This is a genomic window from Paenibacillus sp. FSL M7-0134, assembly GCF_038007865.1.
In the GTDB taxonomy this organism is placed as follows: domain Bacteria; phylum Bacillota; class Bacilli; order Paenibacillales; family Paenibacillaceae; genus Paenibacillus; species Paenibacillus polymyxa_B.
Map to the genome: position 1 here is coordinate 1,930,649 of NZ_JBBOXV010000002.1, position 24,635 is coordinate 1,955,283.

Below are 24,635 nucleotides of genomic sequence, written 5' to 3' on the forward strand. Positions count from 1 at the left end.
AGCCTCTAAAATAATAAATGTAAGTGCTTACATTACAAAGAAGGGAGGTCTTCGTATGAGAACAGGATGGAAGAATCCGCAGCCACAGCCACCGGTTCGATCGGGTAGAGGGGCATCACTAGCGCGCAAATGGGTTCAACAAAGACATTTGCAGACTATGGCGCTGCTTGGGGTGGTTTGGATGATTATTTTCCATTACATTCCGATGTACGGCATTTTGATTGCTTTCAAACAATTTGACATCATTGGTACCCTATCAAGCGCACCTTGGGCGGGGTTAGAGCATTTTCGGGCCTTTTTGGAGGATGATAACTTTTGGTACATTGTCAAAAATACACTGGGCATTAGCCTGCTCAAGCTGGCCATCGGGTTCCCGTTGCCTATTGTATTTGCTCTATTCCTGAATGAAATACGATCTACTCGGTTCAAAAAATCTATTCAGACCATTTCATACCTTCCTCACTTTTTATCTTGGGTCATTCTTGGCGGGATCTTAACGACGTGGCTGGCAGATACCGGGATGATTAATCAACTGTTGCTAGCCTGGGGTTGGATTGACCAGCCGATCAGTTATTTGGCAGAGCCGAGCTATTTTTGGGCTATCGTCGTTAGCTCGGATATCTGGAAGGAGCTTGGATGGTCAGCTATTATCTATTTGGCAGCAATGGCGGGGGTATCTACGGACATGTATGAAGCGGCCACCATTGACGGAGCCGGACGGTTTCAGAAAATGTGGTACGTCACCCTTCCCGCTATCAAGGGGACAATATCTATTTTATTTATTTTGGCGGTTAGCGGCATATTGAACTCCAACTTCGATCAAATTCTCGTCCTGCGTAACTCGCTGAATGAAAGTGCAAGTAATGTAGTTGATATTTATGTATATCAGGTGGGCATTCAGCAGGGCCGTTTCTCGTATTCTACCGCGGTGGGTTTGCTGAAATCGGTTCTTGCTCTCGTTTTGCTGCTAATTGCCAATTCGGTGACCAAGCGGGTGAATAATACATCCCTATTTTGAAGGAGGACGGCTGCATGCAGCTATTGCAACGCAGAACAGCAGGCGAAGCGATATTCGATTTCATGAACAACGTCTTCATGCTGATCATTTGTTTTGTCACGTTGTATCCCGTGTGGTATGTGCTGGTGAACTCCTTTAACGAAGGAGCAGACGCTATGCGGGGCGGCATTTACTGGTGGCCGAGGGTCTTCAGTCTGGGCAGCTATCAGGCTGTGTTTGCCAACAACGGTATTATGACCGCGATGGGGGTGACTATTGCCAAGACGCTTATCGGCACGATTGTTCATGTGTTTTTTACTGCCATGATTGCATATGCATATTCCCGTAGGGAGCTGATCGGGCGCAAGTTGTATATGCTGATTGGCACCATTACCCTGTTTTTCGGTGGGGGATTGATTCCAACCTATTTGCTGATACGTGATCTTGGACTGCTGGACAGCTTTTGGGTGTACATCATTCCTGCGATGTTCAGTTTTTTTGACCTTATTATTTTTATGGCTTTTTTCCGAGAACTGCCGGATGCACTGGAAGAGGCGGCGAAAATAGACGGTGCGAATGATTTTGGTATCTTTTGCCGGATCGTGCTTCCTGTATCCATGCCGGTAGTAGCGACGATTGCGTTGTTTCATGGGGTATACCAGTGGAACGATTATTTTACCGGAATGATTTATATTAATAATACGGATCTTCAGCCAATTCAAACATATTTGTACCGGGTTGTTGCCCAATCCAGCTCTAATCAGATGATGGCTGCTGCACCGGGAATTGTTGCCCAGTCCGTCACTTCGCAATCGATCAAGCTGGCGACGATGGTCGTGACGACACTGCCTATTGTACTGGTATATCCTTTTCTGCAAAAATATTTCGTCAAGGGTCTGATGATCGGCTCGATCAAGGGTTAGCACATCATCCAAGGGGGAGATTTATAATGAACATTCGCAAATGGCAGAAGGGGCTGTTGGCCTCTGTTCTGCTGGTGGGTTTGCTCGCGGCATGTACGTCCGGTGGAGGCGGTACTGTCACGGAATTGAAGGACGAGAAGACCAAGGCTACGGCAGATGCACCGGGATGGAAGGCGGATATGGAGCCGATTACGTTTGACTGGTATTTGAACTTTTCCTGGTTCCCGAACAAGTGGGGGACGGATATGACCTCGAAGTATGTTACGCAAAAGACCGGGGTCAGCGTCAATTTTATCGTACCCGCAGGGAATGAAAATGAAAAGCTCAACACCATGCTGGCCTCCGGCAAGCTGCCTGATTTTGTCACGCTTGGTTGGGGAGAGGACGCGGTCAAAAAAATGATTGAGGGCAAGATGGTGCTTCCGCTCAACAAGCTGGCCGAGAAATACGATCCGTATCTGATTAAAATAGCTGATCCGGCGAAAATGTCCTGGTATCGCCAAACGGACGGGAATGTTTACGGGTATCCTAACGCTTCTTCTTCGCCACAGGATTATCAAAAATACGGCCAAAATTTTGTTTCCAACCAGACGTTTATGGTTCGGAAGGATATGTACGAGGCGATCGGCAAGCCGGATATGAGAACACCGGAAGGATTTTTGAAAGCGCTTCAAAAAGTGAAAGAGAAATTTCCAGAGGTGAACGGTCAGCCTCTTATCCCGATGGGATTCCACGAATTTACGGATAACGGAAATTATTCTTTTGAAGACTATTTACTTAACTTCCTAGCCATTCCTCATGAAAAAGACGGCAAGCTATACGATCGTCGTTCGGACGAAGAGTATATTCGCTGGCTCAAAACATTCCGTCAAGCAAATGAGCAGGGCCTGATCGCCAAGGACGTATTTATCGACAAACGTCCGCAAATGGAGGAAAAGGTGGCACAGGGCCGTTATTTTGCCATGTTATATCAGCGCTCTGACTTTGCCACACAACAGGTAATGTTATATGCGAAGGACCCGAACTCCGTCTATATCGCGGTGGATGGACCTTCGAACAGTAAGCTGGACCCGCCGACGCTGGCTGGGCCGGGTATTTCCGGCTGGACGGTGACGCTTATTTCGAAGGATGTCAAAGACAAGGAGCGGGCTATTGAATTTCTGACTTATCTGATTAGCGAGGAAGGAAACCGCGATCTGTATCTGGGGGAGCAGGGCAAGCTGTGGGACATGGTTAACGGTAAGCCAGCCTTCAAGCCAGATGTGCAGGAGCTGCTGAACAAGGATCGTTCTGCTTTTGATAAAAAATATGGAGCCTCCTTCACCTTCTGGATGCTGATGGATACGAATATGAATTTGCAGTGGGCGCCGCCCAGCGTCGAGCCGTATAAGCAGCCAGAGGATTGGACGAAAGGCAAGACGAAAGGCTTCTCCCAATATGACAATATCAAACCGACCGGAACTTCGGCGGAGGGCATTGCGTCAGGCCAGATAGATAAAATTTGGGGCAAGACATTGCCGAAGCTGCTGCTGGCTTCCTCAGATGAGGAATTCGACCAGCTGTTTGCTCGCTTTTTGGAAGATCGCAGAAAAGCAGGATATGACAAAGTTATGGCCTATCAGCAAAAAGCCTATGAGGAAAACCTTAAGAAAATTGAACAGTTCACCAAATGATTTAATTCGATGACTTAATCTATTGAACCCCTAAGGATGTGATTTCATGCCAGGCCGTGCACGTTCACAGATGAAGAGCCTGCTGCGCAGCACTATATGGCAGTGGATGAAGGGGACGGCCGATCGGCTTGGCGGTTGCTCTCTTCAAGTTAAGCTCATTGTCGCGTATATCGGAGTCATTTTAATTCCGGTGGTATTGTTTTCGCTATATACCTTTCACCAACTGTACGAGAATACCATGCAAGACATTACCGTACAAAATCAGTATGTGTTGGATACAGAGCTGGCCCATATTCACAGCAATATGGAAATTATGGAGCGAACCGCACAGCTTGCGATCTCAGATCGCAACGTACTTCGTTATCTGACCGAGGAACGTGAAATAAGCAGCGATGAGCTGGTCCAATTCAACTTGAATGTGTTTCCAAATTTACAGCACTTGCTGTACAGTAATCCCAATGTAGAGAACATTCGACTGTATACGAGTAATCCTCAGGCACATGAAATATGGCCGATGATTTTTAATGAATCACGACTGCCTAAAGCTTCCTGGCTGAAAACGGCCCAACTCCGACAAGGGAAAATATGGTGGGAAATGTACAAGGGGCCGAAAAGCTTACTTCTGGGGCAATCCCGGCAGGAAAGTGAGACAGTGCAGTATATGGCACTGCTGCGTGAAATTCAGTCTACCGGAGGAAGACACGCAGGGTTGGTAGAAACAAACATGAGGCTGGAGCTATTTTCACCTAGAGTATTTGGAATCCCACAACGTGACCGCGCATGGCAAATGTTCATTCTAGACGGCGACGATTCCAGCTCAAGGAACGCTGATAAACCAATGTCTTCTACCGATATAGCTACAGCTTCCTCTCAATCAGATTCAATTTCGATCCCTCTGTCCCATGTGCACCATCTGTTTCAGTCCCAGGTTCAGGGACCGGGTGGTGCTTTTGATTTTTCCTATGAGAATAAGCCTTATCTCGGCATGTACCGTTATATAGAAGGGTTGGACGCCTATTTGCTAAATGTGGTGGCGCTGGACGGTCCGCTGGGTGATCTCCGTCAGAAACGCAATGCCATGCTGCTCATTATTAGTTTGCTGATTTTGTTTATGTCCGTCATTTCTTATACCCTGCATGCCTTCATTCTCAAACAGCTACATACACTGCGTGAATCCATGAAAAAAGTAGAGCAGGAGGGTGACTTTCAGCTTAGAATTCCAGTATATGGGCGGGGAGAAGTGGCTGAGCTGGCTCTATATTTTCGCAGTCTACTGAGTCGGATAAACGGACTCATTGCCGAAGCAGTACACAAGCAGGCCGCTGCTCAGGAGGCTGAGCTGCTAGCGCTCAAGCATCAGATTGATTCCCATTTTCTCTATAATACATTGGAAAATTTAAAAATGATGGCGGAGATAGAACGACAGTATCCGCTGTCGGATGCCCTTACCTCCCTTGGCTCGATGATGCGTTATAATCTCCAATGGTCGGGATCGTGTGTTGCTTTGCGGGATGAAATCCGCCATATTCAGCATTATGTGGCCATCATGAACATTCGCCACGATAACCAAATTGGATTGGAAATTCATCTATCGTCGGCGTTTATGGAACTGGAGATGCTGAAAATGTCGCTGCAGCCTGTAGTCGAAAATGCTATCAAGCACGGTTGGAGTGCATTGCAAAGCCCATTCAGCATCACGATTGAAGCCTGCCCTAAGCAGGATATTATAGAATTGCGCATACAGGATAACGGAGTGGGGATATCTGAAGAAAGAAGAAACGCCATCATGGCTGGTCTAGCGCGAACGGAAATGGATTCCCACGAGCCCGGGATGAATGGGGGAATCGGTTTGTATAATGTGCATCGCCGTTTGAGTATGCAGTATGGCGAAGAGTATGGCATAAGACTGGACAGCATCCCCGGACAATCGACGACAGTGACCCTGATTTTGCCTAAACGTTACATGATGAGGGGGGCAGACCATGACGACCAAGCTGTTGATTGCGGATGACGAGAAAAATATTCGAATGGGACTTCAAGCTATGATCGAACGGGAATTTTCCGGTCTCTATGAATGTGTACTGGTCAAGGACGGAATGGAAGCCTGGCAGCATGTGAAGCAGTTTTTGCCCGAGTTGGTGATAACGGATATCCGTATGCCTGTTATGGATGGCATTATGCTGATGCAGCATATTCACGAGCTGGAGCCGGGTCGCAGACCTTTGGTAATCATTCTCAGTGGATATGACGAGTTCCAGTATGCGCGCGAAGCGATTCGCTGTGGGGCACGGGAGTATTTGCTCAAGCCGATCGTAAGGGAGGAACTGTTCGGTGCGCTGGCAGTTTTGAATGAGGAATTGAAGCAGAGGAACCACCTCATATACGATGGTGTTGTCAGCGTAGATAAAGATAGACTAGCTGGCGCGAGTGCCATCGTCGATAGAAGCGGTAGTATGACACGTGCTATCCAATACATCCATGCTCATTACAGCGAGGATTTGAATATGGCAGTAGTATCCAATTCAGTATCCTTGAATTATACGTATTTTAGTCAGGCGTTCAAAGCCTATACAGGCCTTAGCTTTGTTCAATATGTAAAAAGGCTGCGCATTACAGAAGCCAAAAAGCTGCTGGAGTGTCAAGGGGGCAAGATTTATGAAATTGCGGCTAACGTGGGCTTTGACAATGCAAAGCACTTTAACAAAGTGTTTCGTGAGCTGGAGGGGATGACCCCGCAACAGTTTCGAGTGCAGAATCAAAGGGGTAATTAGATATAAAGAGGCGGAAAACTTCACTGCCTTTTTAACCTTATCCTGATATAATAAACGTAAGCATAACCATCGCCTTCAATCAGAGAGTTTGTACACAATCACACGAATCGCCGAACGGAAGGGGAGAGCATATGGTTATTTATGAAACGGACCAAGCTTATATCATGACGACGCAGCATGACCATGCCCATATTTCAGGTGAGTTGGCTTCACAATGGGAAGAGAGTGCCTTCAAGAATAGACGTCATAAGCAGGATTTTGTATATGCAGCAAGGGAGCATGATCGGGGCTGGATACAGTTAGACGCTGCTCCTTTCTGGAATGATCATGTGTCTGCACCTTATACGTTTATTGATTTTCCGCTCAATCCTCGTTTTGTTTTCTATCGTCTTGGGATTGATGAAGTCGAACAAGGTAATACGTATGCGGCGTTGCTGTGTAGCTTGATGTACAAGGAGCTAGTCGGACGGACCGAGCATCAAAACGCTCAGGACAAGCAGATTACGCATGCTTATCAGGAAGCGGAGGCACAGCGTCGTCAGAGGCTCAAACAGGAGCTGGCATGTGGCGTAACCTTCGACCATCAAGTGCGGACGGATGTACGGAGAATGTTGTTTTGTGACGAATTGAGTCTGTTTTTGTGCAGCCGAGAGCCGGGCACGCCTACAGCAGATTATGAATGGTTTGCTGAAGGTTTAAGCTTCCCGGCTGTTCGACATGAAAGCGGGCGAGTTTGGGCCGAGTGGCTATCGGATCAGACTGTAGGTCTTTCCTTTTTTCCTTTCAGGGGCAAGGTAGGGATTACTCATACCTTTAAGAAGGTGGACAAGGAGAAAATTCGTACCTTTGGTCTCCTAGAGGCTTACCGTTCTTCCGAATGGACGCATCGAACCTTTACCGTTGAACATATCATGGAAGTAGAAGAACATAAGGAGAACGCCTGACCGTCTACGGATACAGCCTCGAACAATATTTTGTTCGTAGACGCAGAGAAAAGTCAGAGCAAAGCCTCCCTGAACCATGCTTCAGAGAGGCTCGCTTTTTTCTAGCTTTAACATTTTACGATTTTGCAGATGTTTTCGCACGATTGGCAATAGTCTGTACCTTATTCAATACCTTATCGCGTGCCCCTTTATTTTTCATCAGATACGTAACACCCATTCCCAATGCGGCTACCACCCATTTTTTATTCTTCATGAATAACGCCTCCTTATGATCATGTTGTCATACACGCTTGCTTTAAAAGCATCCAAAATGTGAAAAGATGAACGGGATTTTACGATTTAGTGATTCCTTGCACTCGTTCCGCATAACTATGATTTTACCCTTCTCCATCAAATCTTACCCGTTCCTTCGCCAATGAAACGATTACGACTGTCTTTTCATGTTTAATGGATATTATTAAATATCCCGCCACAATTGCTTCAGACGCACATGACAGGGAGGTCTTTGTTATGAGAAAGAAGGAAGTGGTTGCCATGCTGCTCGCCGGCGGACAAGGCAAAAGACTCAAAGGACTTACCCGTACACTAGCCAAACCGGCAGTATTTTTTGGAGGAACTTACCGCATTATTGATTTCCCTCTCAGCAATTGCACTCATTCTGGTATAGACACCGTAGGCGTACTGACCCAATACGAGCCGTTGGTGCTTCATTCCTATATCGGCGTTGGGAGCGACTGGGATTTGGATCGCCTGGATGGAGGAGTTTTTGTTTTACCACCGCACGAGAAAGAAAATGGAAACAACTGGTACAGGGGCACGGCGGATGCAATTTATCGAAACCTGCATTTCTTGGATCAGTATGACCCAGAGCATGTACTCATTCTGTCAGGGGATCACATTTATAAAATGGACTACAGTCGAATGCTCCACTATCACAAGGAGAAGGAAGCAGACTGCACCATTTCTGTCATCAATGTCACGATTCAGGAAGCCAAACGATTTGGGATATTGAACGCCGATGATGATCTGAAAATATATGACTTTGAGGAGAAGCCTGATCAGCCGAAAAGCACATTGGCCTCCATGGGCATTTATTTGTTCAAATGGGAGGTGTTACGTCGCTATTTACTGGAAAGTGCAAGCGATTCTGAATCCTCACATGATTTTGGCAAGGATATCATTCCATTGCTGCTTCAGCATGGTCGGTCGTTGTATGCGTACCCGTTTGCCGGGTACTGGAAGGATGTAGGTACCATTCAGAGCTTGTGGGAGTCCAACATGGATCTTCTGGTTCAGGATCCGCCTTTGGATCTGAACGATCCTTTCTGGCGCATCTATACCCGCAGTCCTAATCAACCGGCCCAGTATATAACCCAACGGGCAATCCTCAAAAACAGCATTGTAAATGAAGGCTGCATGGTGGATGGAGAAGTAAGGCATTCTGTACTATTTTATGGGGTCGAAGTAGGTGAAGGGAGCGTTATTACCGATTCTGTCATCATGCCAAACGTAAAAATTGGGCGCAATGTACGTATCCACCGGGCTATCGTGAATGAGAACATCGTTATTGAAGACAACGCGTTTATCGGACCTGAAGATAGTTCTGATGAGATTATTTTGTTCGATCAGGAAAGCCAGCTTCATGCACGAATTTAACCCGGATAAGGACGGTGTCTGCTATGAGCCGACTCATTGGAGTTATCAACCTGGATCACGAACTGGATCAGTTGAAGGAGTTGACCTATTTCCGGTGCGGGGCCGCAGTCCCCTTTGCCAGTCGATATCGGCTCATTGATTTTACCTTATCCAACATGATGCATGCAGGGGTGCATGATATTGCACTGTTTATCCGCCGCAAATACCGTTCGCTGCTGGATCATCTGGGTGAAGGCCGGCCTTGGGATTTAGACCGCAGACGGGGCGGGTTGTTTATTTTGCCACCGGACTGGAATGATCCGACGGATGCATCACGTGGGGATTTGCAGCATGTGCACAACAATCTGGACTTTTTCCATCGCTCATCGGGGCAAACCATTGTTCACGCAGGAACTCAGCATGTCAATAAGGTTGATATCGAGGATGTATACCGTTATCATCGGGAGAAAAATGCAGATGTTACCCTCGTATATAAACCCATAGACCAGCTCGAATCTGAGCATGCTCCTTGTGCACGACTGGAGATTGATGAGAACGGACGAGTGACTGGTATTCATCAGGAGCAGGATCATCATAATATTTATCTGGAAATGTTCGTGATGGACAAAGGCTTGTATCTGGATCAGGTGAAGCATTGCATTGCCCATCAGGATAATCATTTCTTTCGCGATGCCATCCAGAAAAACCCAAGTGGACTGCGCATTTATGCGTATCGTTATGAAGGTTATCATGCGGTCATTAATTCTATCGAGAGCTACTATAAAAATAGCATGAAGCTGCTGGATCAGGAGCAGTATCATGCACTGTTTCAGAATCAGCCGGTGCATACCAAAATCAAGTATGAAGCCCCGACCCGTTATACGCACAGCGCCGAGGTGGATCATTCACTTGTTGCCAATGGCTGCACCATTGGGGGCAAGGTCGAGAACAGTATTCTTTTCCGTGGAGTACGGGTGGAGGAGGGTGCGCGGGTAAGCAACTCGATTATTATGCAAAAATGCGTCATCCGTAAAGGGGCAGTTGTGGAGAATGTGGTTTTAGATAAAGATGTACAGCTTTCACCAGATCGAACTCTGATTGGAGACATTAGAGTTCCCTATGTCATTGCCAAGAATAGCGTAATTTAAAGGATATACTTAGCCATTAAAACGGAAATAACAGGAGGTACAACTTTGTTCAGCAATAAAGAAGCATTTAAGCAGGCTTTTCGAGAGCAACTGGTCGGAAGGCTGGGCAAACCGATGCAGGAGGCTCAGTCGGAAGATGTATATAAGGTTTTGGGTGGCATGATTCGTGAACAAGTTGGAAAGAATTGGGCAGAAACGAACCAAGCCTACAAAGAAGGACAAGAGAAGCAGATTTATTATTTTTCACTGGAGTTTTTGATAGGTCGTCTATTGGGCAGTAATCTGTTGAATTTGGGCGTACTGGATATGGTTCGGCAGGCATTGGGTGAACTGGGCTGGGATCTGGAGGAAATTGAAGAACAGGAGGCGGACGCGGGGCTAGGCAATGGTGGCCTCGGCCGTCTGGCGGCTTGCTTCATGGACTCGCTGGCATCCCTTGGCTATGCAGGACATGGTTGCGGTATCCGATATAAATATGGTCTGTTTGAACAGCGTATTGTGGACGGCAATCAGGTTGAACTGCCGGATTACTGGCTACAGAAAGGGAATGTCTGGGAGGAACGCCGTCCTGACAAAAAGGTCGAGGTTCATTTTTGGGGAAGAGTGGAAACCCGTGAACAGGAGGGACGTCTTGTATTCGAGACACAGGATGCCGAAACGGTCTGGGCTGCCCCTTACGATATTCCGCTGGTGGGCTATGGTCATGCGCAGGTGAATACGCTGCGGATTTGGAGTGCGGAATCAGCGCTTGATCCCGTTCGAGGACCGATTCGAGGCGAGGGCGGTTATTACCGCTTTCTCGACTACAATCGATCGGTGGAATCCATCTCGGCATTTCTATATCCGGATGACTCCAATTATGAGGGGAAGCTGCTTCGCTTGAAGCAGCAGTATTTCCTGTGCTCGGCCGGCCTGCAAAGTATTTTGCGTACGTTCGAGAAGCTTCGTTTACCTTACGCCCAGTTGCCCGATAAAATAGCACTGCACATTAACGATACACATCCGACGCTGGTTATACCGGAACTGATGCGTATTCTGATGGACGTGAAGGGCTTGGGCTGGGACGAAGCATGGGATATTACGACACGAACCGTTTCATATACGAATCATACGATATTAAGTGAGGCGCTGGAACAATGGCCTGTCAATATGGTACGGGAGCTACTACCTCGTATTTCCTTGATCATTGAAGAAATTAACAAACGTTATTGCGCTATGCTACTGGAGCGTTACCCAGGCCAGGACATCAAAATTGGTGAAATGGCGATTATTCATGGTGAACAAATCCGTATGGCTCACTTGGCAATCGTCGGCAGCTACAGCGTTAATGGGGTGGCTGCGCTGCATACGCAAATATTAAAGGAACGAGAGATGAAGTCGTTTCACGAGCTGTACCCTGACCGTTTTAATAATAAAACAAACGGGATTGCCCATCGCCGCTGGCTGATGCACGCTAACCCGGAGCTGGCAAGCTTGTACGATGAGACCATCGGCACACGTTGGAGGACCCGTCCAAGGGAGCTCATCGACCTGCTTCGTTACAGTGGGGACGAGTCGTTCAAAGAACGGATACAGGCGATTAAGCGAAATAATAAAGTCAGGCTCGCTGAGCATGTTTTTGCAAAACAGGGCGTGCGACTGGATACGTCCTCCATTTTTGACGTACAGGTCAAACGGTTGCATGGTTATAAGCGACAGCTGCTCAACATTTTGCATGTGATGCATCTATACAGCCAGCTTAAAAGTAATCCTGGCCTGGATGTGACGCCACGCACGTTTATTTTTGGAGCCAAAGCCGCTCCCGGTTATTTTCTCGCCAAACAGACAATCAAGCTCATTAACAACGTGGCGGACACGATCAATCGGGATGTAGATGTCAAGGACAAGCTGAAAGTCGTTTTCCTTGAAAATTATTCTGTCTCGCTAGCGGAGCTGATTATTCCTGCGGCGGATGTCAGTGAGCAGATTTCCACGGCAGGCAAGGAAGCCTCTGGCACAGGGAATATGAAATTTATGATGAACGGTGCGCTCACAATAGGTACATTAGACGGAGCCAATGTTGAAATGCATGAAATGGTAGGGGATGCCAACATGTTCATTTTTGGATTGAAGGTGGATCAGATCGAGGCATATTACCGGGACGGCCAGTATTCGGCGCGCAAAACAGCCAATAGCGACGAAAGACTGCGTGAAGTGTTGGATCAACTCGTGAACGATGCTCCTTTTACGCGGCATGAACGGGAATTTGAGGCCATTTATCAATCCCTGATTGATCATAATGATGAATACTTTGTGCTCAAGGACTTCGCAGCCTATGTGGATACACAGGTTCATATTGAACAAGTGTATCGGAATCCCTCGGAGTGGACTCGGCGTGCTATTGTCAATATGGCGAACTCTGGTAAATTTTCTAGTGATTGTACGATTCAGCAATACGCGGCTGAGATTTGGGACATTGTGCCTCTCCAAAACGATGTCAACAAGCGAATTCTGTCCTAAAACGGCGAAACAGGCGGAATAACATTGCTTTTCGAACGCTGAGGGTTATAATGACAGTATAGACATAAGTAAGGATGGGAACTGTATATACTCATTCCTGAACTTGAATTGTACTGTTGAAGGAGTCCTCCTATTGATAAAGCTCAATCCGAAAAGGCTCAAACCTCATAAATCGAAGAAGAAATATAATATGTTTCAAAATATATGGCGTGCGATTCGGCTGAATTTCATCAAGCTATTGCGCGCCCCTGGTGGAGTTAAAAAGATCTCTTTGGGCTTCGCCATTGGCTTTGCGCTGGAGATGATTGTGATTTCCACGGCTTCTCTGGTATACCTTGTTTTTTATCCGATTGTTCGTCTGTCCGGCGGCTCGTTGCCTGCGGCCATTGTGGGTAACGTTGTAGGTAAACTGACCTTTTTGCCAATTGTACTGATGCCATTCGCCAAGCAAGTGGGGGCTTGGATTTATCCATCCCATTATCCGGTACATGTCAGGGGCGGACGACTTCACGAGCATTCTTTTATGGAGCTGTTTCACGGCAACTGGTCTGTATTCAGAGACTTACTGCACGGAGGCTTGCACATCCTGATCGGCATGTCGATTTTCGGTGTGGTGCTGGGCATTATCTCGTATTTTGTCATTCAGGTTCTGTATAATCGTTCGCTGCACAAACGGTTGGAAAAGCGGAAGTTGCGTCATGGTGCAGCATTTTCGGCGGCCAGACTGCTGAAGAATGGATAACGATGCATAAGAAAGAAGCTCTTCGAGCCTATTTATTAGGTCCGAAGGGCTTCTTTGAGTTGGGGCAAGCAACTTTTATTTTTGTATTACGTCTAAGGAATATATGTATCCATTCTTTTAAGTCTCTTTTGAGACATCAGGAGGAATTGCCCCATGAAAAAATGGAATTCTATCACTGCAACAGTTGCGGCAATATCCATGCTTTTGGGAACGGCTCCAGTTGCATGGGCACAGCAGCCCGCCGCTGCCATAGCTCAAAACGCACAAACTTCTGTTAACTTGGACCCAACCGCCACTAAGCGTTTAACAGATGTGCTGAACACATTAGCGGGGAAACAAACAATAAAGTTTACAAGCGCTGATACTGCTTTTGACTCATGGACGGTAAACGGTACTTTGAGCGGGACAGCTAATGCTGATTTCATCCAAAATTACGATTCCAAAAAGGGAATCGTGCAATCCACCAGCATTATTTATGATGCGGCTGATCTCAACAAAGTTATGGACAATAATCTACGCAGCAAGGTTGCATCGTTCCTGAAAACATTTGATTCTGATGGAGTGTTTAAAACGGATGCTGTCTGGCGTGTATATTCCCCGGATGACGAAGGAGAACTCAAAAATTATTGGGTGCTATGGGGGCATGACCAGAGTCTCTACATTGACCTTGATCAAGGAAATAAAATAACGGCCAGCATAATGTATTCGCTCAAAGACGTTAAAGCTTCACTGACCAACAAAGCGAATCGTTCGCTCAAAACACTTGGTATTCCTTCGAGCAATCCGTTTGAATATGTGTTTCGTCAGCATGAAGGCAATGATACCGTTTGGAATTTCCGAGACGATAATGAGTTAAACAACGTGCTGATTGGCGTGAAAACCGGTAAAGTGTGGGCCGTAAAAAACGAGCTTGGCATGGATTGGACGGGGGAAAAGGATTTTGTCAAAGCATTCGCTAAGCCAAAGCTCAGCCAAACTCAGGCTCTTTCAGCCGCGAAGTCGAAAGTGCAATCTCTTTTTGGAATTAACCTAAAAGGATATACCGTAAAAATTAAGGATAACGAGTATACGTTCTCCCAAAAAGGCGCAGTTACTGTGGTGGGAAAAATCAATAAAAAAGGAGCATTTTATTCCCTAGAGGCTATGCCCGCGAATGGAGTTCGAAATTAAGCAGAATGATTTTATTGAAAAGCGTATGATCTCTATAAGAGGCATACGCTTTTGACATATTTTGTAACAGGATTGGCTTCATTCGCTCGAATCGTTTACAATACGTGTGCATACAACAATGGACGACAGGTTAATGTACATACAAGGAGTGATGAAGTTGCGGAAGATATGGCAAATCTACTTAACAGACTGGAGAAATGTATTCAAAGTATCGACCGGGACTTTATTAGTCATTGGCATCATTCTTTTGCCTTCTGTCTATGCATGGGTGAATTTGAAAGCGATGTGGGATCCGTATGCGAATACATCTGGGATTAAAATTGCAGTAACCAGCCAAGATCAGGGTGCAGAAGTGAATGGTAAAAAGATTAATATCGGCGATGAGGTTTTGCATAACCTTCAAAATAACAAGAAGCTGGGTTGGACTTTTGTCAATGAAGCGGAAGCACGAAAAGGTGTGTTGAATGGTGATTATTATGCCAGCCTGCTGATCCCGAAAGATTTTTCAGAGAAAATTACGAGTGTGCTGACGGAAAATCCGCAAAAGCCGGAAATTGATTACGCCGTAAATGAAAAGATTAATGCAGTAGCTCCGAAAATTACATCTTCGGGGGCAACCTCTCTAACGAACCAGATTAGCCAAAACTTTATAGAAACTGCCAGCCAGGCGGTATTGACGAAGTTGAAGGAAGCCGGAGTCAAGCTGGAGGAGGAGCTCCCGACGATTCGTAACATTGAGAACCGGGTGTTGGAACTTAATAATCGATTACCAGATATCGATAGGTTGGGCAAACAGGCATTGGAGCTGGAGCAAAATCTGCCCAAAATTAAGGAACAGGGACAAAAGATCATTGCATTGAAGGAGAAAATTCCTGAAATTAACCGTGCCGGTGACCTGGTGCTCAAAATTGACAAAAACATGCCTGAGCTGGACAAGGTAGCCGCTGTTATTTTGGATATCCAAAAAAGACTACCTGATATTCAAAAGGCCGGTGATCGAATTGTTGAACTAGATCAAAATTTCAGCAAGGTAGAAAGCGCACTGGCCACAGCCCTAGAGGACACGCAAACGGCTCTTAAAGTCATTAATGCTGCCCAGAAAGCACTGCCAGAAGTACAGAAAATAGCGGACACAGGCAAGGATTTTACAACCGGTTTACTCGAATTTCTGGACAAAAACGAGGGTGCGCTTGATTCGATTGGTACAGTAGTTAAAGAAGACTTACAACTGGTACAACAAATCGCGAATGAAGTTTCTCAGATTACAGACATTGTTCGTGGTGTGGATTTTGATCCTAAAGCAGCACAAGCTGCGGTGAATCGTGTCAGCGGTAGGCTGACAACTGCCGTGGGAGTGTTGGATCATATTTCTCAATTGCTGAAGCGTGTGAACGGATACTTGCCAAGTCAACCTCTGGATTCACTTATTTCCCGTGTGAGCGGGGTAGAGGATCGTTTCCGTCGTCTGAATAGCACAGTAACTAGCATCGGGGATGCCATTCAGCGCGGCGAAAAGCCTGCGCAAAATCTGCTGGATGACACTGATCGCCTTGCAGGAGAAATCAGTAGCGGAATTGACAGCATTTTGGGCAATTATGATACGGAGTATGCACCCGCCATTCAAAAGGCGCTGGATCAGATCAAATCCGTTGCCCGCAATTCTGCCAATGTGCTGACTACAGCTCAAGAGCAGCTACCGAATATTGAAAAGCTATTAAATGACGCACAGGCTGCAGCAGAATTCGGTCAGCAAGAGCTAACACGTCTCCAGCAGAATCTGCCACAATACCGTCAAAAACTGCATGAAGCGGCGACGACGATTCAGGGGCGCATGGGCGAGTTTACGAATGCTGTGAACAAAGCGGCAGACTTTGTAAATAACGATTTGCCAGCGGTTAAAAGTAAAATTCATCAGGCCGCAGATTTTGTGCGTAATGATTTGCCTAAAGCGGAACAGCAGTTTGTCAAAATGGCTGACTTAATAGAAAATAAATTTCCTGATGCAGAAAAAGCGGTACACCAAGTAGCCAATTTTGTAAGGACCGATCTTCCAGCTGCCGAGGATTCCATACGTCAGGCTGCAGACACAATTCGCAAGCTTAAGGGCGAAAATGCACTCGGACGCGCTATTGCATTGCTCAAGGGGGATGTGAAAAAGGAAAGTGATTTTCTCGGCAGTCCGGTATCGTTGAAGCAGGAGCGGATATACCCAATTCCCAACTATGGTTCTGCGATGTCACCTTTTTACACTACATTGTCGATTTGGGTAGGTGCGATGCTACTGGTCTCGATGTTTAGGGTAGATGTGGATGACCCGGAAGAACAATTTAAAAGCTACCAAGTGTATTTCGGACGGCTTATGACATTCTCCACGATTGGCATTTTTCAAGCGCTGAGCGTATCTCTCGGTGACTTGTTCCTGCTCGGGGCGTATGTGGATGCCAAAGTAGCTTTTGTACTATCGTCTATGCTGATCAGTCTGGTGTTTACGGCGATGACCTATACACTAGTTTCTGTGTTCGGCAATATCGGCAAGGGACTGGCAGTCATCCTGCTGGTGCTTCAATTCTCCAGTTCAGGAGGGACATTCCCGATTGCGACGAGTACACCGTTTTTTCAGGCGCTGAATCCGTTCGTACCATTCACCTATGCGGTTAGTCTGTTACGAGAGACAGTAGGAGGGATGTTGCCTTCAACGGTGATACGAGATGTGGTGATGCTGTTTGTATTTATCGGTGTTTGCTTCCTGTTTGGATTGGTGTTTAAGAAGCCGCTCAGCAAGCATACGAAAAAAATGGCCGAGCGAGCAAAAGAAACGAAATTGATTCCTTGATGGTAAAAAAAGAATGAGTTACGGTGGCTGAAGTGAGCCGCTCCGCGAAGGATTTGATCTTACGATCGCTGTTGCCACGGGATTCTTTGGATTGGATTAGGACATGACAAGGTAAGAATCCCATGGCAAAGGCGAACGCTTCGCTTCTCCAGATTCAAATTCTCCGCTCCGCTGCAACCGCCGTAAAGTCACTTCTTTTAATATTCGGCGGGTAGTATAAGGGGAGATGGCCTCGCGTTTAATGCTTCGGCGGTGCGTGGGGCTTTTTTGCATGCGCTATCCAACCTTAAATTGCATTTGGGGTTGTTTCAATGTGGTTTTTTCTGGTGAATAAACGGAGTATGGTCTTTTTTGGCATGTAATTTTGCGGAATTTTTAAAATCCTTAGGCAAAGGCGGGAAGCAGTATGGAGTATTCATACTTAGGAAAGTCAGGCTTGAAGGTTAGTCGGTTATGTCTGGGGACGATGAATTTCGGACCGGAAACCGAAGAAAAGGATGCGTTTAAAATTATGGATGCCGCACTGGATGCGGGCATTAACTTTTTTGATACGGCTAATGTATATGGCCATGATCGTAAAGGTTGGACAGAGGAAATTATCGGACGTTGGTTCCAGCAGGGCGGCGGAAGACGCGAGAAGGTCGTGTTGGCAACGAAGGTATACGGAGACATGAAAAATGAACATGACGGACCCAATGCAGGATCAGGCTTGTCTGCTTACAAAATTCGCCGTCATTTGGATGCGTCGCTGAAACGTCTTCAAACCGACCATGTAGAGCTATATCAAATGCATCACATTGACCGAAATGTGTCATGGGATGAACTGTGGGGCGTATTTGAGTCCGTGGTGGATCGGGGACAAGTTGATTATATCGGTTCCAGTAATTTTGCAGGCTGGCATATTGCGGTGGCGCAGGCAGAAGCGAAGGCACGGCGTTTTCTGGGGCTTGTATCCGAGCAGCATTTGTACAACCTGAACGAACGTTCCGCCGAGCTTGAAGTATTACCAGCAGCTCAAGAGCTGGGTCTGGGTGTGATCCCATGGAGCCCGCTGGCGGGCGGACTGTTGGGACGGAATGCGTTAGCAGGTACTGGTTCTCGCAGCGCACGCGCCAAAGAAAAGGTGGAGCAGAATCGTGCGAAGCTGGAGCAATTTGCAGCATTGTCCCGCGAGCTGGGTGAAAAGGAAGACGTGATTGCACTGGCTTGGGTACTGTCCCATCCGGCCGTAACGGCTCCAATTATCGGACCACGGACCTTAGAACAGTTAGAGGATGCTCTACGGGTACCTGAGGTCAAATTGAGCGAAGATGTGCTTGACAAGCTGAATGAGATTTTCCCCGGTCCGGGAAAACCTGCGCCAGAAGCCTACGCTTGGTAATAATACTTCGTACTCGTAATAAAACATCATTCTTTGTGAGAAATAATCGGCAAAAAGCAGCAGATCAGGAGCTTCCTCTTTGATCTGCTGCTTTTTTTCTGGTGCCTGATCCACACTTGAACGACCGTGACAAGAATAAATATGCGCTAAATGGGATCTATCTTTTTAGATATGATTTGCTGATTGGTTTTCTTATGATGTGTTGCATAACTGTGCAGAATCATGCCGAGGATGACGATGAACATACCCATCCATGATAAAAGAGACGGCATGGGGATAGACAAAAAGATTAATTCTCCCATAAATGCAAAAAGAACTTCCAGAGATTGTGTTGCTTCTACGGTCGCCAGCTTTTGCATATTTCCACGAACCTGATCTGTAGCTTTAAAAAATAAAACCGTAGCGATCACCCCTGAAAACACAGCCACCAAAGCAGACTGTATCGTCTGATCCTTACTTGGCATTCCCGCGCTGAAAACTCCATATAACGAAAGCAATAACCAGAAGGGTAAGCTGGCTAATGTCATCCCGAGCACACGCTGATAGGCATCCAATCGTCCTGCACAGACTTCCATCATTTTACGATTACCTAATGGATAGGCGAATGAGGCGAGTATGACAGGCAGAATACCGAATAAAAAATCTTGGGTAGAAATGGATTGCGACTGTTCGACTTGCATAACAATAATGCCGATTAAAATAACGAGAGACATCAACAGTCCCTGGAGGGGGATTTTTCCTCGTATTTTGACAGGGCCGTTCTCCGTTTGGACAACCTCAGCAAATAAAGGGACAAGCAAAGAACCAGAAATGATGGTAATTTGCCAGGTTCCCGCGATCAACCACCCTGGTGAATAAGCCGATGCGAAGCATAACGGAGCATAAAATAAGCCAAATCCGATGAAGCTCCACCACAACCACGTTCCTGGTTGTTCCTTCATGACTTTCCAAAGAGGCTTAAGCTTTTGTTGGGTCATCACAATGACGACTAGAATAGGAACCATAAACAGATATCGCAATGAAGCACTCCAGATCCAGCTCCCGCCAGACAGTTCCATAGACCGGTTCAGAACAAATGTAAAAGCAAAAAAGAAAGCCGCCAACACACCTAACCAGATTGAGCGCATAGCATTCACCTAATTCTTTAAGTATCGTTATTTCTCATATTAATAACTTTAGATCATTCAATTCAAGAGTTTCTTACAGTTGACAAGGTAAAAGGGATGCTGTATATTACTGAAAGTTAATGTTAATAGTAATTATTACGATTTAAAAAGAATGAAAATGAAAAGCCAATATTCAAGGGAGCGCAACGACGATGAATAAGAAAGCAATACCGGTAACAGTGTTGAGCGGATATTTGGGTGCAGGAAAAACAACGATTTTGAATCATGTATTAAACAATCGGGACGGAATGAAAGTGGCAGTCATCGTCAATGACATGAGTGAAGTGAATATAGATGCTGAGCTGGTTAAAAAAGAGGGCGGCTTGTCCAGAACAGAAGAAAAACTGGTCGAGTTGTCTAATGGTTGTATTTGCTGCACATTGCGTGAAGATTTATTGCTGGAGGTCAAGAAGCTGACGGAACAAGGCGGTTTTGATTATATTTTAATCGAATCTACAGGCATCAGTGAACCCGTGCCAATCGCTCAAACTTTTACATACGTTGATGAAGGAACTGGCATTGATTTGGCATCGCTGGCAAAACTGGATTGCATGGTGACCGTAGTTGATGCGAATCGTTTCTGGCATGATTTTGAATCAGGAGAAACGCTACTGGATCGCAGGCAGGCTACTGGTGAAGACGACACGCGTGATATCTCGGACTTGCTGATTGACCAGATTGAAACCTGTGATGTATTGATTCTGAATAAGTGCGATCTGGTTCAGCCTGCGGAGCTGGACAAGCTGGAGGGTGTGCTGCGGAGATTACAGCCTGAAGCCCGGATCATTCGTACTTCCAAGGGAAAGGTCGCTCCTTCGGACATTTTGAATACAGGGCTATTCAATTTTGACAAGGCTAGTCAATCCGCTGGATGGATTCGTGAGCTGGAGCTTGAAAGCCATACACCAGAAACGGACGAATATGGGATCAATTCCTTTGTATATCGCCGTAGAAGACCATTTCATCCTGCGAGATTGGCTGAATTTATGAACTACTGGCCGGAGGAGGTCGTTCGCGCCAAAGGTTTGGCCTGGATTGCAACCCCGCAGGATTGGGCAGCGAGTATTAGCCAAGCTGGACCATCTATTCAATTTGGCCCTGCGGGAAGCTGGCTTGCTGCGTTATCTGAAGAAGAACGGCAGGAGATCGTCGCAGCCGACCCTGAGGCTCTGGACCATTGGGATGAACAATGGGGCGACCGTATGAACGAAATCGTCATGATAGGTATCGAAATGAATCGATCGGACTTGGAAGAAGAGCTAGATGAATGTCTACTGAACGATAACGAAATGGATATGGACTGGTCCAGTTTTGAGAATCCGCTTCCTTGGCCGACATGCTGAAGCTAGTTGATCCATTCAGTAATAAAGTCCATACATTTTTTAGCTGCTGGAGAAACATTTTTTAAGGAAGCGGTAGCGATACCGATAGTACGGGAATGCCTTTCGTCCAAAGGTCGAATAGAGATGTCGTAAGGAATGTGAGACAGGATCATTTCAGGAAGAATACTCACGCCTAGGCCATTCTGCACCATAGCCATAATCGCATGGTCATCTTCTAATTCATATTTGATTTTAGGTGACATATTATGCTGTGAAAAAATATTTCTTACATCGGTGTCACAGCCTGCAACAGGCATAATGAAAGGCTCATCTCTGAGCTGTTCTACTCGAATTGAGGCTTGCTTTCCAAGAATATGATCGGAAGGAAGTAGACAAAGCATGCTTTCTTCTTTTAATGGCAACGCCTCTAATGTGTCTAACGTGGGTAGGTTCACAAAGCCGAAATCAGCTTCCCCACTGACTATCCAGCTCTCAATTTCATGGTAGTTCCCATCGAGCAGTTTTACTTCAATAAGAGGAAACTGCTCATTGAATTTTTTTAGAATACGCGGCAGCCAATGAATAGAGACGCTTGAAAATGTACCGATCTTTACGGTTCCGATTTCCAATCCTTTAATTAAAGCTACCTCTTGGTAAAGCTTTTCGTCCATTTGTACAATCTCTCTAAATCGCTTCATTAATCTTTCCCCGTTATTGGTTAATCTGATGCCTGAACGACCTCGGATCAGAAGAGTCAGCCCTAGTTCATGTTCCAACCCAGAGATCGCATGGCTGATTGCTGATTGTGTAAGTTTTAAAACTTCCCCGGCCTTTGTGAAACTTCCCATTTCAACTACGCAAAGAAAAATCTTATATTTAAACAAATTCGTGTTCACTCCTATTTTTTTATGAAATATATTCATGCATCATATCAGATATATTCATTTTTTTTATTTAATATTTATGATTATAATCAAATTAAAGAAAGGTTATTTAATTTTATTTTAGGAGGAACATATGAACTCAATTGCTAAAACTCCTCGGCCGCCCTATTATGCAGCTATCTTTACTTCTGAACGTACGGAAGGAGATGGCGGTTATGGAGTGATGGGAGACAAAATGGTGGAACTGGCTGCCCAACAGCCTGGTTTTCTAGGTGTGGAAAGTGTTCGTGACCACAATGGAGTAGGCATTACAGTTTCCTATTGGGAGTCTCTGGACGCTATAAAAAATTGGAAACATAACGAGCTGCACAAGGTAGCGCAGGAAAAAGGGAAATCCGAGTGGTATAAAACATTTGGGTTAAGAGTGAGCAAGGTAGAACGAGATTATTTTTTTACAGTGTAAATAGGTTCAATATCAAAGTTAGTGCTTAGCATGAGGCCAAATCTGGAAATAAAGGTTTAATTCCATTATTCCATTAAAAGGATATCCATGAGTTGAAGCCAAAGAGGTCCCATATGGGACTTCTTTGGCTTCTCTGTCAGAAAGGCATCGTCGACCATTTTGTGAAACGTAAACGGTTCTATTCATATTCAGTTCATAAACGTGGGTTATCCTCTCTATAGAAACCGTACAGGGAGGATATGAATGTGGATTATACAGACAGAAAAGAGACCTTGGCCATTGAAGCAAGGGGACTCGTAAAAGCTTTTGGTGACAAGCAGGCGGTTGACGGTGTCGACCTGAACGTGCGTGCTGGCACGATCTACGGAGTGCTTGGTCCTAATGGAGCAGGCAAAACGACTACCATCCGAATGCTGTCAACGTTATTGCGGCCCGATGGGGGATCAGCCCGTATCTTCGGGCACGATGCAGTAAAGGAGCCGCAGGTTGTGCGTCAGTTGATCGGGGTGACAGGCCAGTATGCATCGGTCGATGAGTCTCTTAGCGCTACCGAGAACCTGATCATCTTCTCCAGACTGCTTGGACTGGGACGTGCCGAGGCGCGTCATAAGGCAGCGGAGCTGCTGGAGGAATTTGGCTTGGCCGAAGCGGCCAAACGACCGCTAAAGCATTTCTCCGGAGGTATGCGCCGTCGGCTGGATTTGGCTGCAAGTCTCATTGCCAAGCCGCCGCTGATTTTCCTGGATGAGCCGACTACTGGACTAGACCCGCGCACGCGTGTCCAGATGTGGGACACGATCCGGAGTTTGGTCAAGACCGGTTCCACCGTACTGCTCACAACCCAGTACCTCGACGAGGCGGATCAACTTGCTGATCGAATCGCGGTGATCGATCATGGCCGGGTAGTCGCTGAGGGTACGGTGGATGAACTGAAAGCGGCAGTGGGGGCGTCGACTCTGCAACTCAAAGTGCAAAATCAACAGGACATCGAGAGAGCTGTTCAGATCGTTGAACAGGTGCTTTCAGTTAAGTCCAGCGTGTCAGTGGAAGCTGGAAAGATTATCTCTCCGATGGCCAACGCAGATCGGGTAACGGACCTGCTGATCGCCCTCCGTACCGGAGAGATTCGTCTAGCAGAGATGAGTGTGCAGAAGCCGACGCTCGACGAGGTGTTTTTGTCCATCACTGGTCATGGGGCACAAGTAAACAGACAGCAGACGTCCCAAGGAGCGCATGCTGTGGAGGGGGCGAGAGCATGAAGAGTACTACTGTTATGACAGGTTCTGATCGCACATTGAGGAAGTCTGTGAGTTTCAGGCAGGCGTTTTTCAATTCCATGACGATGGCCTACCGGGGCATTCTGAAGATCCGGCATACTCCCGAGCAATTGTTTGATGTCACGCTCCAGCCGATCATTTTCACCCTTATGTTTACCTATATCTTTGGCGGCGCCATCTCAGGAGACGTGCAGCATTATTTGCCTGTTATTATTCCAGGCATCCTCGTGCAGACGGTGATCTCGACCTCCGTCGTTACCGGCGTCCAACTACGTGAGGATATGGACAAAGGAGTGTTCGACAGGTTCAAGTCACTCCCAATCGCACGCATTGCGCCTTTGGCTGGAGCTCTGCTAGCTGACAGTATTCGGTATACTATTGCGACTGTACTTACCTTCGCCATGGGGTATATTTTGGGGTATCGGCCAGAGGGAGGACTGCTGAGTGTCGCTATCGCCGCGCTTTTGGTCATCGTGTGTTCCTGGGCAGTCAGCTGGATTTTCGCCTTCTTTGGCGTGATTGCCCGCACTGCTTCCAGTGTACAGGGCATCTCCATGATTGTTCTGTTTCCGCTCACTTTTGTTTCCAATGCATTTGTGCCTGTGGACACAATGCCTGGTTGGCTACAGTGGTTTGTAAACGTCAACCCGATTTCACATCTTGTGAACGCAGTCAGGGAGCTTGCGAATACGGGAACGATTGGCGAGGAACTGGCGATCTCACTGCTTGGCGCTACAGTCATTGTGGCGATCTTCGCGCCGCTTACGGTGCGTGCTTATATGCGTAAAGCATAAGATGGCGGTCTTC

The 24,635-nt window shown here is 46.5% G+C and carries 21 protein-coding genes; 17 read left to right on the top strand and 4 right to left on the bottom strand.

Annotation, left to right across the window (positions count from 1 at the left end; genetic code table 11):
• The first annotated feature begins 55 nt into the window (after nucleotides 1-55).
• The 6 genes from NSQ58_RS24505 (at nucleotide 56) to NSQ58_RS24530 (ending at nucleotide 7,308) form a co-directional block, all read left to right on the top strand.
• A complete protein-coding gene (locus NSQ58_RS24505; RefSeq protein WP_076264208.1) occupies nucleotides 56-1,018 on the top strand; it encodes an ABC transporter permease in 963 nt (320 codons plus the stop codon).
• Between the two features lie 14 nt (nucleotides 1,019-1,032).
• Complete coding sequence (locus NSQ58_RS24510; RefSeq protein WP_028542392.1) at nucleotides 1,033-1,920, top strand: carbohydrate ABC transporter permease; 888 nt, start codon at nucleotides 1,033-1,035, stop codon at nucleotides 1,918-1,920.
• Nucleotides 1,921-1,946: 26 nt separating this feature from the next.
• Nucleotides 1,947-3,593, top strand: a complete 1,647-nt coding sequence (locus tag NSQ58_RS24515; RefSeq protein ID WP_338533509.1) for an extracellular solute-binding protein — start codon at nucleotides 1,947-1,949, stop codon at nucleotides 3,591-3,593.
• Between the two features lie 46 nt (nucleotides 3,594-3,639).
• Entirely contained in the window at nucleotides 3,640-5,604 is a 1,965-nt protein-coding gene (locus NSQ58_RS24520; RefSeq protein ID WP_341058348.1) for a sensor histidine kinase, read from the top strand.
• Nucleotides 5,576-6,364 (top strand): response regulator transcription factor, encoded by a 789-nt coding sequence (locus tag NSQ58_RS24525; protein WP_028542389.1) that lies wholly within the window; start codon nucleotides 5,576-5,578, stop codon nucleotides 6,362-6,364. The genes NSQ58_RS24520 and NSQ58_RS24525 overlap by 29 nt, the downstream gene beginning before the upstream one ends.
• A gap of 131 nt (nucleotides 6,365-6,495) precedes the next feature.
• The gene (locus tag NSQ58_RS24530) at nucleotides 6,496-7,308 is read left to right on the top strand and encodes a DUF3891 family protein (protein WP_023988333.1); all 813 of its coding nucleotides are present in this window, start codon (nucleotides 6,496-6,498) and stop codon (nucleotides 7,306-7,308) included.
• A gap of 115 nt (nucleotides 7,309-7,423) precedes the next feature.
• Here NSQ58_RS24530 and NSQ58_RS24535 read toward each other — a convergent pair whose 3' ends face one another.
• Complete coding sequence (locus tag NSQ58_RS24535; protein ID WP_341058350.1) at nucleotides 7,424-7,561, bottom strand: hypothetical protein; 138 nt, start codon at nucleotides 7,559-7,561, stop codon at nucleotides 7,424-7,426.
• A 257-nt stretch (nucleotides 7,562-7,818) separates the two neighbouring features.
• On the opposite strand from NSQ58_RS24535, the gene NSQ58_RS24540 reads away from it, so the two are divergent.
• From NSQ58_RS24540 to NSQ58_RS24565, 6 genes are all read left to right on the top strand, one after another.
• Complete coding sequence (locus NSQ58_RS24540; RefSeq protein WP_023988335.1) at nucleotides 7,819-8,964, top strand: glucose-1-phosphate adenylyltransferase; 1,146 nt, start codon at nucleotides 7,819-7,821, stop codon at nucleotides 8,962-8,964.
• Nucleotides 8,965-8,987: 23 nt separating this feature from the next.
• Complete coding sequence (gene glgD / locus NSQ58_RS24545; RefSeq protein ID WP_023988336.1) at nucleotides 8,988-10,091, top strand: glucose-1-phosphate adenylyltransferase subunit GlgD; 1,104 nt, start codon at nucleotides 8,988-8,990, stop codon at nucleotides 10,089-10,091.
• Nucleotides 10,092-10,136: 45 nt separating this feature from the next.
• Nucleotides 10,137-12,590 carry a glycogen/starch/alpha-glucan phosphorylase gene (locus tag NSQ58_RS24550; protein ID WP_341058351.1) on the top strand — a complete coding sequence of 818 codons (2,454 nt, stop codon included), beginning with the start codon at nucleotides 10,137-10,139 and terminating at the stop codon, nucleotides 12,588-12,590.
• A 190-nt stretch (nucleotides 12,591-12,780) separates the two neighbouring features.
• Nucleotides 12,781-13,332, top strand: coding sequence for a DUF2062 domain-containing protein (locus tag NSQ58_RS24555; protein ID WP_028542387.1), 552 nt, complete (start codon nucleotides 12,781-12,783; stop codon nucleotides 13,330-13,332).
• 153 nt (nucleotides 13,333-13,485) lie between these two features.
• Nucleotides 13,486-14,502, top strand: coding sequence for a hypothetical protein (locus NSQ58_RS24560; RefSeq protein ID WP_341058352.1), 1,017 nt, complete (start codon nucleotides 13,486-13,488; stop codon nucleotides 14,500-14,502).
• Between the two features lie 157 nt (nucleotides 14,503-14,659).
• Nucleotides 14,660-17,335, top strand: coding sequence for a YhgE/Pip domain-containing protein (locus NSQ58_RS24565; protein ID WP_341058354.1), 2,676 nt, complete (start codon nucleotides 14,660-14,662; stop codon nucleotides 17,333-17,335).
• A gap of 96 nt (nucleotides 17,336-17,431) precedes the next feature.
• Here NSQ58_RS24565 and NSQ58_RS24570 read toward each other — a convergent pair whose 3' ends face one another.
• Nucleotides 17,432-17,608: a hypothetical protein gene (locus tag NSQ58_RS24570; protein WP_341058356.1), complete on the bottom strand. Its 177-nt coding sequence runs from the start codon at nucleotides 17,606-17,608 to the stop codon at nucleotides 17,432-17,434.
• 133 nt (nucleotides 17,609-17,741) lie between these two features.
• On the opposite strand from NSQ58_RS24570, the gene NSQ58_RS24575 reads away from it, so the two are divergent.
• Nucleotides 17,742-18,716, top strand: a complete 975-nt coding sequence (locus NSQ58_RS24575; protein WP_028542385.1) for an aldo/keto reductase — start codon at nucleotides 17,742-17,744, stop codon at nucleotides 18,714-18,716.
• A gap of 146 nt (nucleotides 18,717-18,862) precedes the next feature.
• On the opposite strand, the gene NSQ58_RS24580 is transcribed toward NSQ58_RS24575, so the two are convergent.
• Nucleotides 18,863-19,843: a DMT family transporter gene (locus NSQ58_RS24580; protein WP_053325309.1), complete on the bottom strand. Its 981-nt coding sequence runs from the start codon at nucleotides 19,841-19,843 to the stop codon at nucleotides 18,863-18,865.
• 191 nt (nucleotides 19,844-20,034) lie between these two features.
• Between NSQ58_RS24580 and NSQ58_RS24585 the strand changes: the two genes are divergently transcribed.
• A complete protein-coding gene (locus tag NSQ58_RS24585; RefSeq protein ID WP_053325310.1) occupies nucleotides 20,035-21,225 on the top strand; it encodes a GTP-binding protein in 1,191 nt (396 codons plus the stop codon).
• A 2-nt stretch (nucleotides 21,226-21,227) separates the two neighbouring features.
• Here NSQ58_RS24585 and NSQ58_RS24590 read toward each other — a convergent pair whose 3' ends face one another.
• Nucleotides 21,228-22,127 (bottom strand): LysR family transcriptional regulator, encoded by a 900-nt coding sequence (locus NSQ58_RS24590; RefSeq protein WP_341058358.1) that lies wholly within the window; start codon nucleotides 22,125-22,127, stop codon nucleotides 21,228-21,230.
• Nucleotides 22,128-22,221: 94 nt separating this feature from the next.
• Between NSQ58_RS24590 and NSQ58_RS24595 the strand changes: the two genes are divergently transcribed.
• The 3 genes from NSQ58_RS24595 to NSQ58_RS24605 all read left to right on the top strand — a co-directional run bounded on the left by NSQ58_RS24595 (nucleotide 22,222) and on the right by NSQ58_RS24605 (nucleotide 24,622).
• On the top strand, nucleotides 22,222-22,551 hold the full coding sequence (locus tag NSQ58_RS24595; protein ID WP_025722950.1) for an antibiotic biosynthesis monooxygenase family protein: 330 nt from the start codon (nucleotides 22,222-22,224) through the stop codon (nucleotides 22,549-22,551).
• Nucleotides 22,552-22,790: 239 nt separating this feature from the next.
• A complete protein-coding gene (locus NSQ58_RS24600; protein ID WP_023988346.1) occupies nucleotides 22,791-23,810 on the top strand; it encodes a daunorubicin/doxorubicin resistance ABC transporter ATP-binding protein DrrA in 1,020 nt (339 codons plus the stop codon).
• The gene (locus NSQ58_RS24605; RefSeq protein WP_341058360.1) at nucleotides 23,807-24,622 is read left to right on the top strand and encodes an ABC transporter permease; all 816 of its coding nucleotides are present in this window, start codon (nucleotides 23,807-23,809) and stop codon (nucleotides 24,620-24,622) included. Before NSQ58_RS24600 ends, NSQ58_RS24605 begins: the two co-directional genes overlap by 4 nt.
• The last annotated feature ends 13 nt before the right edge of the window (nucleotides 24,623-24,635 follow it).

What these genes read in the sequence shown, in the direction of transcription:
- NSQ58_RS24505 (WP_076264208.1), top strand. Translation starts at nt 56, where the DNA reads ATGAGAACAGGATGGAAGAATCCGCAGCCACAGCCACCGGTTCGATCG.
- NSQ58_RS24510 (WP_028542392.1), top strand. Translation starts at nt 1,033, where the DNA reads ATGCAGCTATTGCAACGCAGAACAGCAGGCGAAGCGATATTCGATTTC.
- NSQ58_RS24515 (WP_338533509.1), top strand. Translation starts at nt 1,947, where the DNA reads ATGAACATTCGCAAATGGCAGAAGGGGCTGTTGGCCTCTGTTCTGCTG.
- NSQ58_RS24520 (WP_341058348.1), top strand. Translation starts at nt 3,640, where the DNA reads ATGCCAGGCCGTGCACGTTCACAGATGAAGAGCCTGCTGCGCAGCACT.
- NSQ58_RS24525 (WP_028542389.1), top strand. Translation starts at nt 5,576, where the DNA reads ATGACGACCAAGCTGTTGATTGCGGATGACGAGAAAAATATTCGAATG.
- NSQ58_RS24530 (WP_023988333.1), top strand. Translation starts at nt 6,496, where the DNA reads ATGGTTATTTATGAAACGGACCAAGCTTATATCATGACGACGCAGCAT.
- NSQ58_RS24535 (WP_341058350.1), bottom strand. Translation starts at nt 7,561, where the DNA reads ATGAAGAATAAAAAATGGGTGGTAGCCGCATTGGGAATGGGTGTTACG.
- NSQ58_RS24540 (WP_023988335.1), top strand. Translation starts at nt 7,819, where the DNA reads ATGAGAAAGAAGGAAGTGGTTGCCATGCTGCTCGCCGGCGGACAAGGC.
- glgD (WP_023988336.1), top strand. Translation starts at nt 8,988, where the DNA reads ATGAGCCGACTCATTGGAGTTATCAACCTGGATCACGAACTGGATCAG.
- NSQ58_RS24555 (WP_028542387.1), top strand. Translation starts at nt 12,781, where the DNA reads ATGTTTCAAAATATATGGCGTGCGATTCGGCTGAATTTCATCAAGCTA.
- NSQ58_RS24560 (WP_341058352.1), top strand. Translation starts at nt 13,486, where the DNA reads ATGAAAAAATGGAATTCTATCACTGCAACAGTTGCGGCAATATCCATG.
- NSQ58_RS24570 (WP_341058356.1), bottom strand. Translation starts at nt 17,608, where the DNA reads ATGCAAAAAAGCCCCACGCACCGCCGAAGCATTAAACGCGAGGCCATC.
- NSQ58_RS24575 (WP_028542385.1), top strand. Translation starts at nt 17,742, where the DNA reads ATGGAGTATTCATACTTAGGAAAGTCAGGCTTGAAGGTTAGTCGGTTA.
- NSQ58_RS24580 (WP_053325309.1), bottom strand. Translation starts at nt 19,843, where the DNA reads ATGCGCTCAATCTGGTTAGGTGTGTTGGCGGCTTTCTTTTTTGCTTTT.
- NSQ58_RS24585 (WP_053325310.1), top strand. Translation starts at nt 20,035, where the DNA reads ATGAATAAGAAAGCAATACCGGTAACAGTGTTGAGCGGATATTTGGGT.
- NSQ58_RS24590 (WP_341058358.1), bottom strand. Translation starts at nt 22,127, where the DNA reads ATGAATATATTTCATAAAAAAATAGGAGTGAACACGAATTTGTTTAAA.
- NSQ58_RS24595 (WP_025722950.1), top strand. Translation starts at nt 22,222, where the DNA reads ATGAACTCAATTGCTAAAACTCCTCGGCCGCCCTATTATGCAGCTATC.
- NSQ58_RS24600 (WP_023988346.1), top strand. Translation starts at nt 22,791, where the DNA reads ATGAATGTGGATTATACAGACAGAAAAGAGACCTTGGCCATTGAAGCA.
- NSQ58_RS24605 (WP_341058360.1), top strand. Translation starts at nt 23,807, where the DNA reads ATGAAGAGTACTACTGTTATGACAGGTTCTGATCGCACATTGAGGAAG.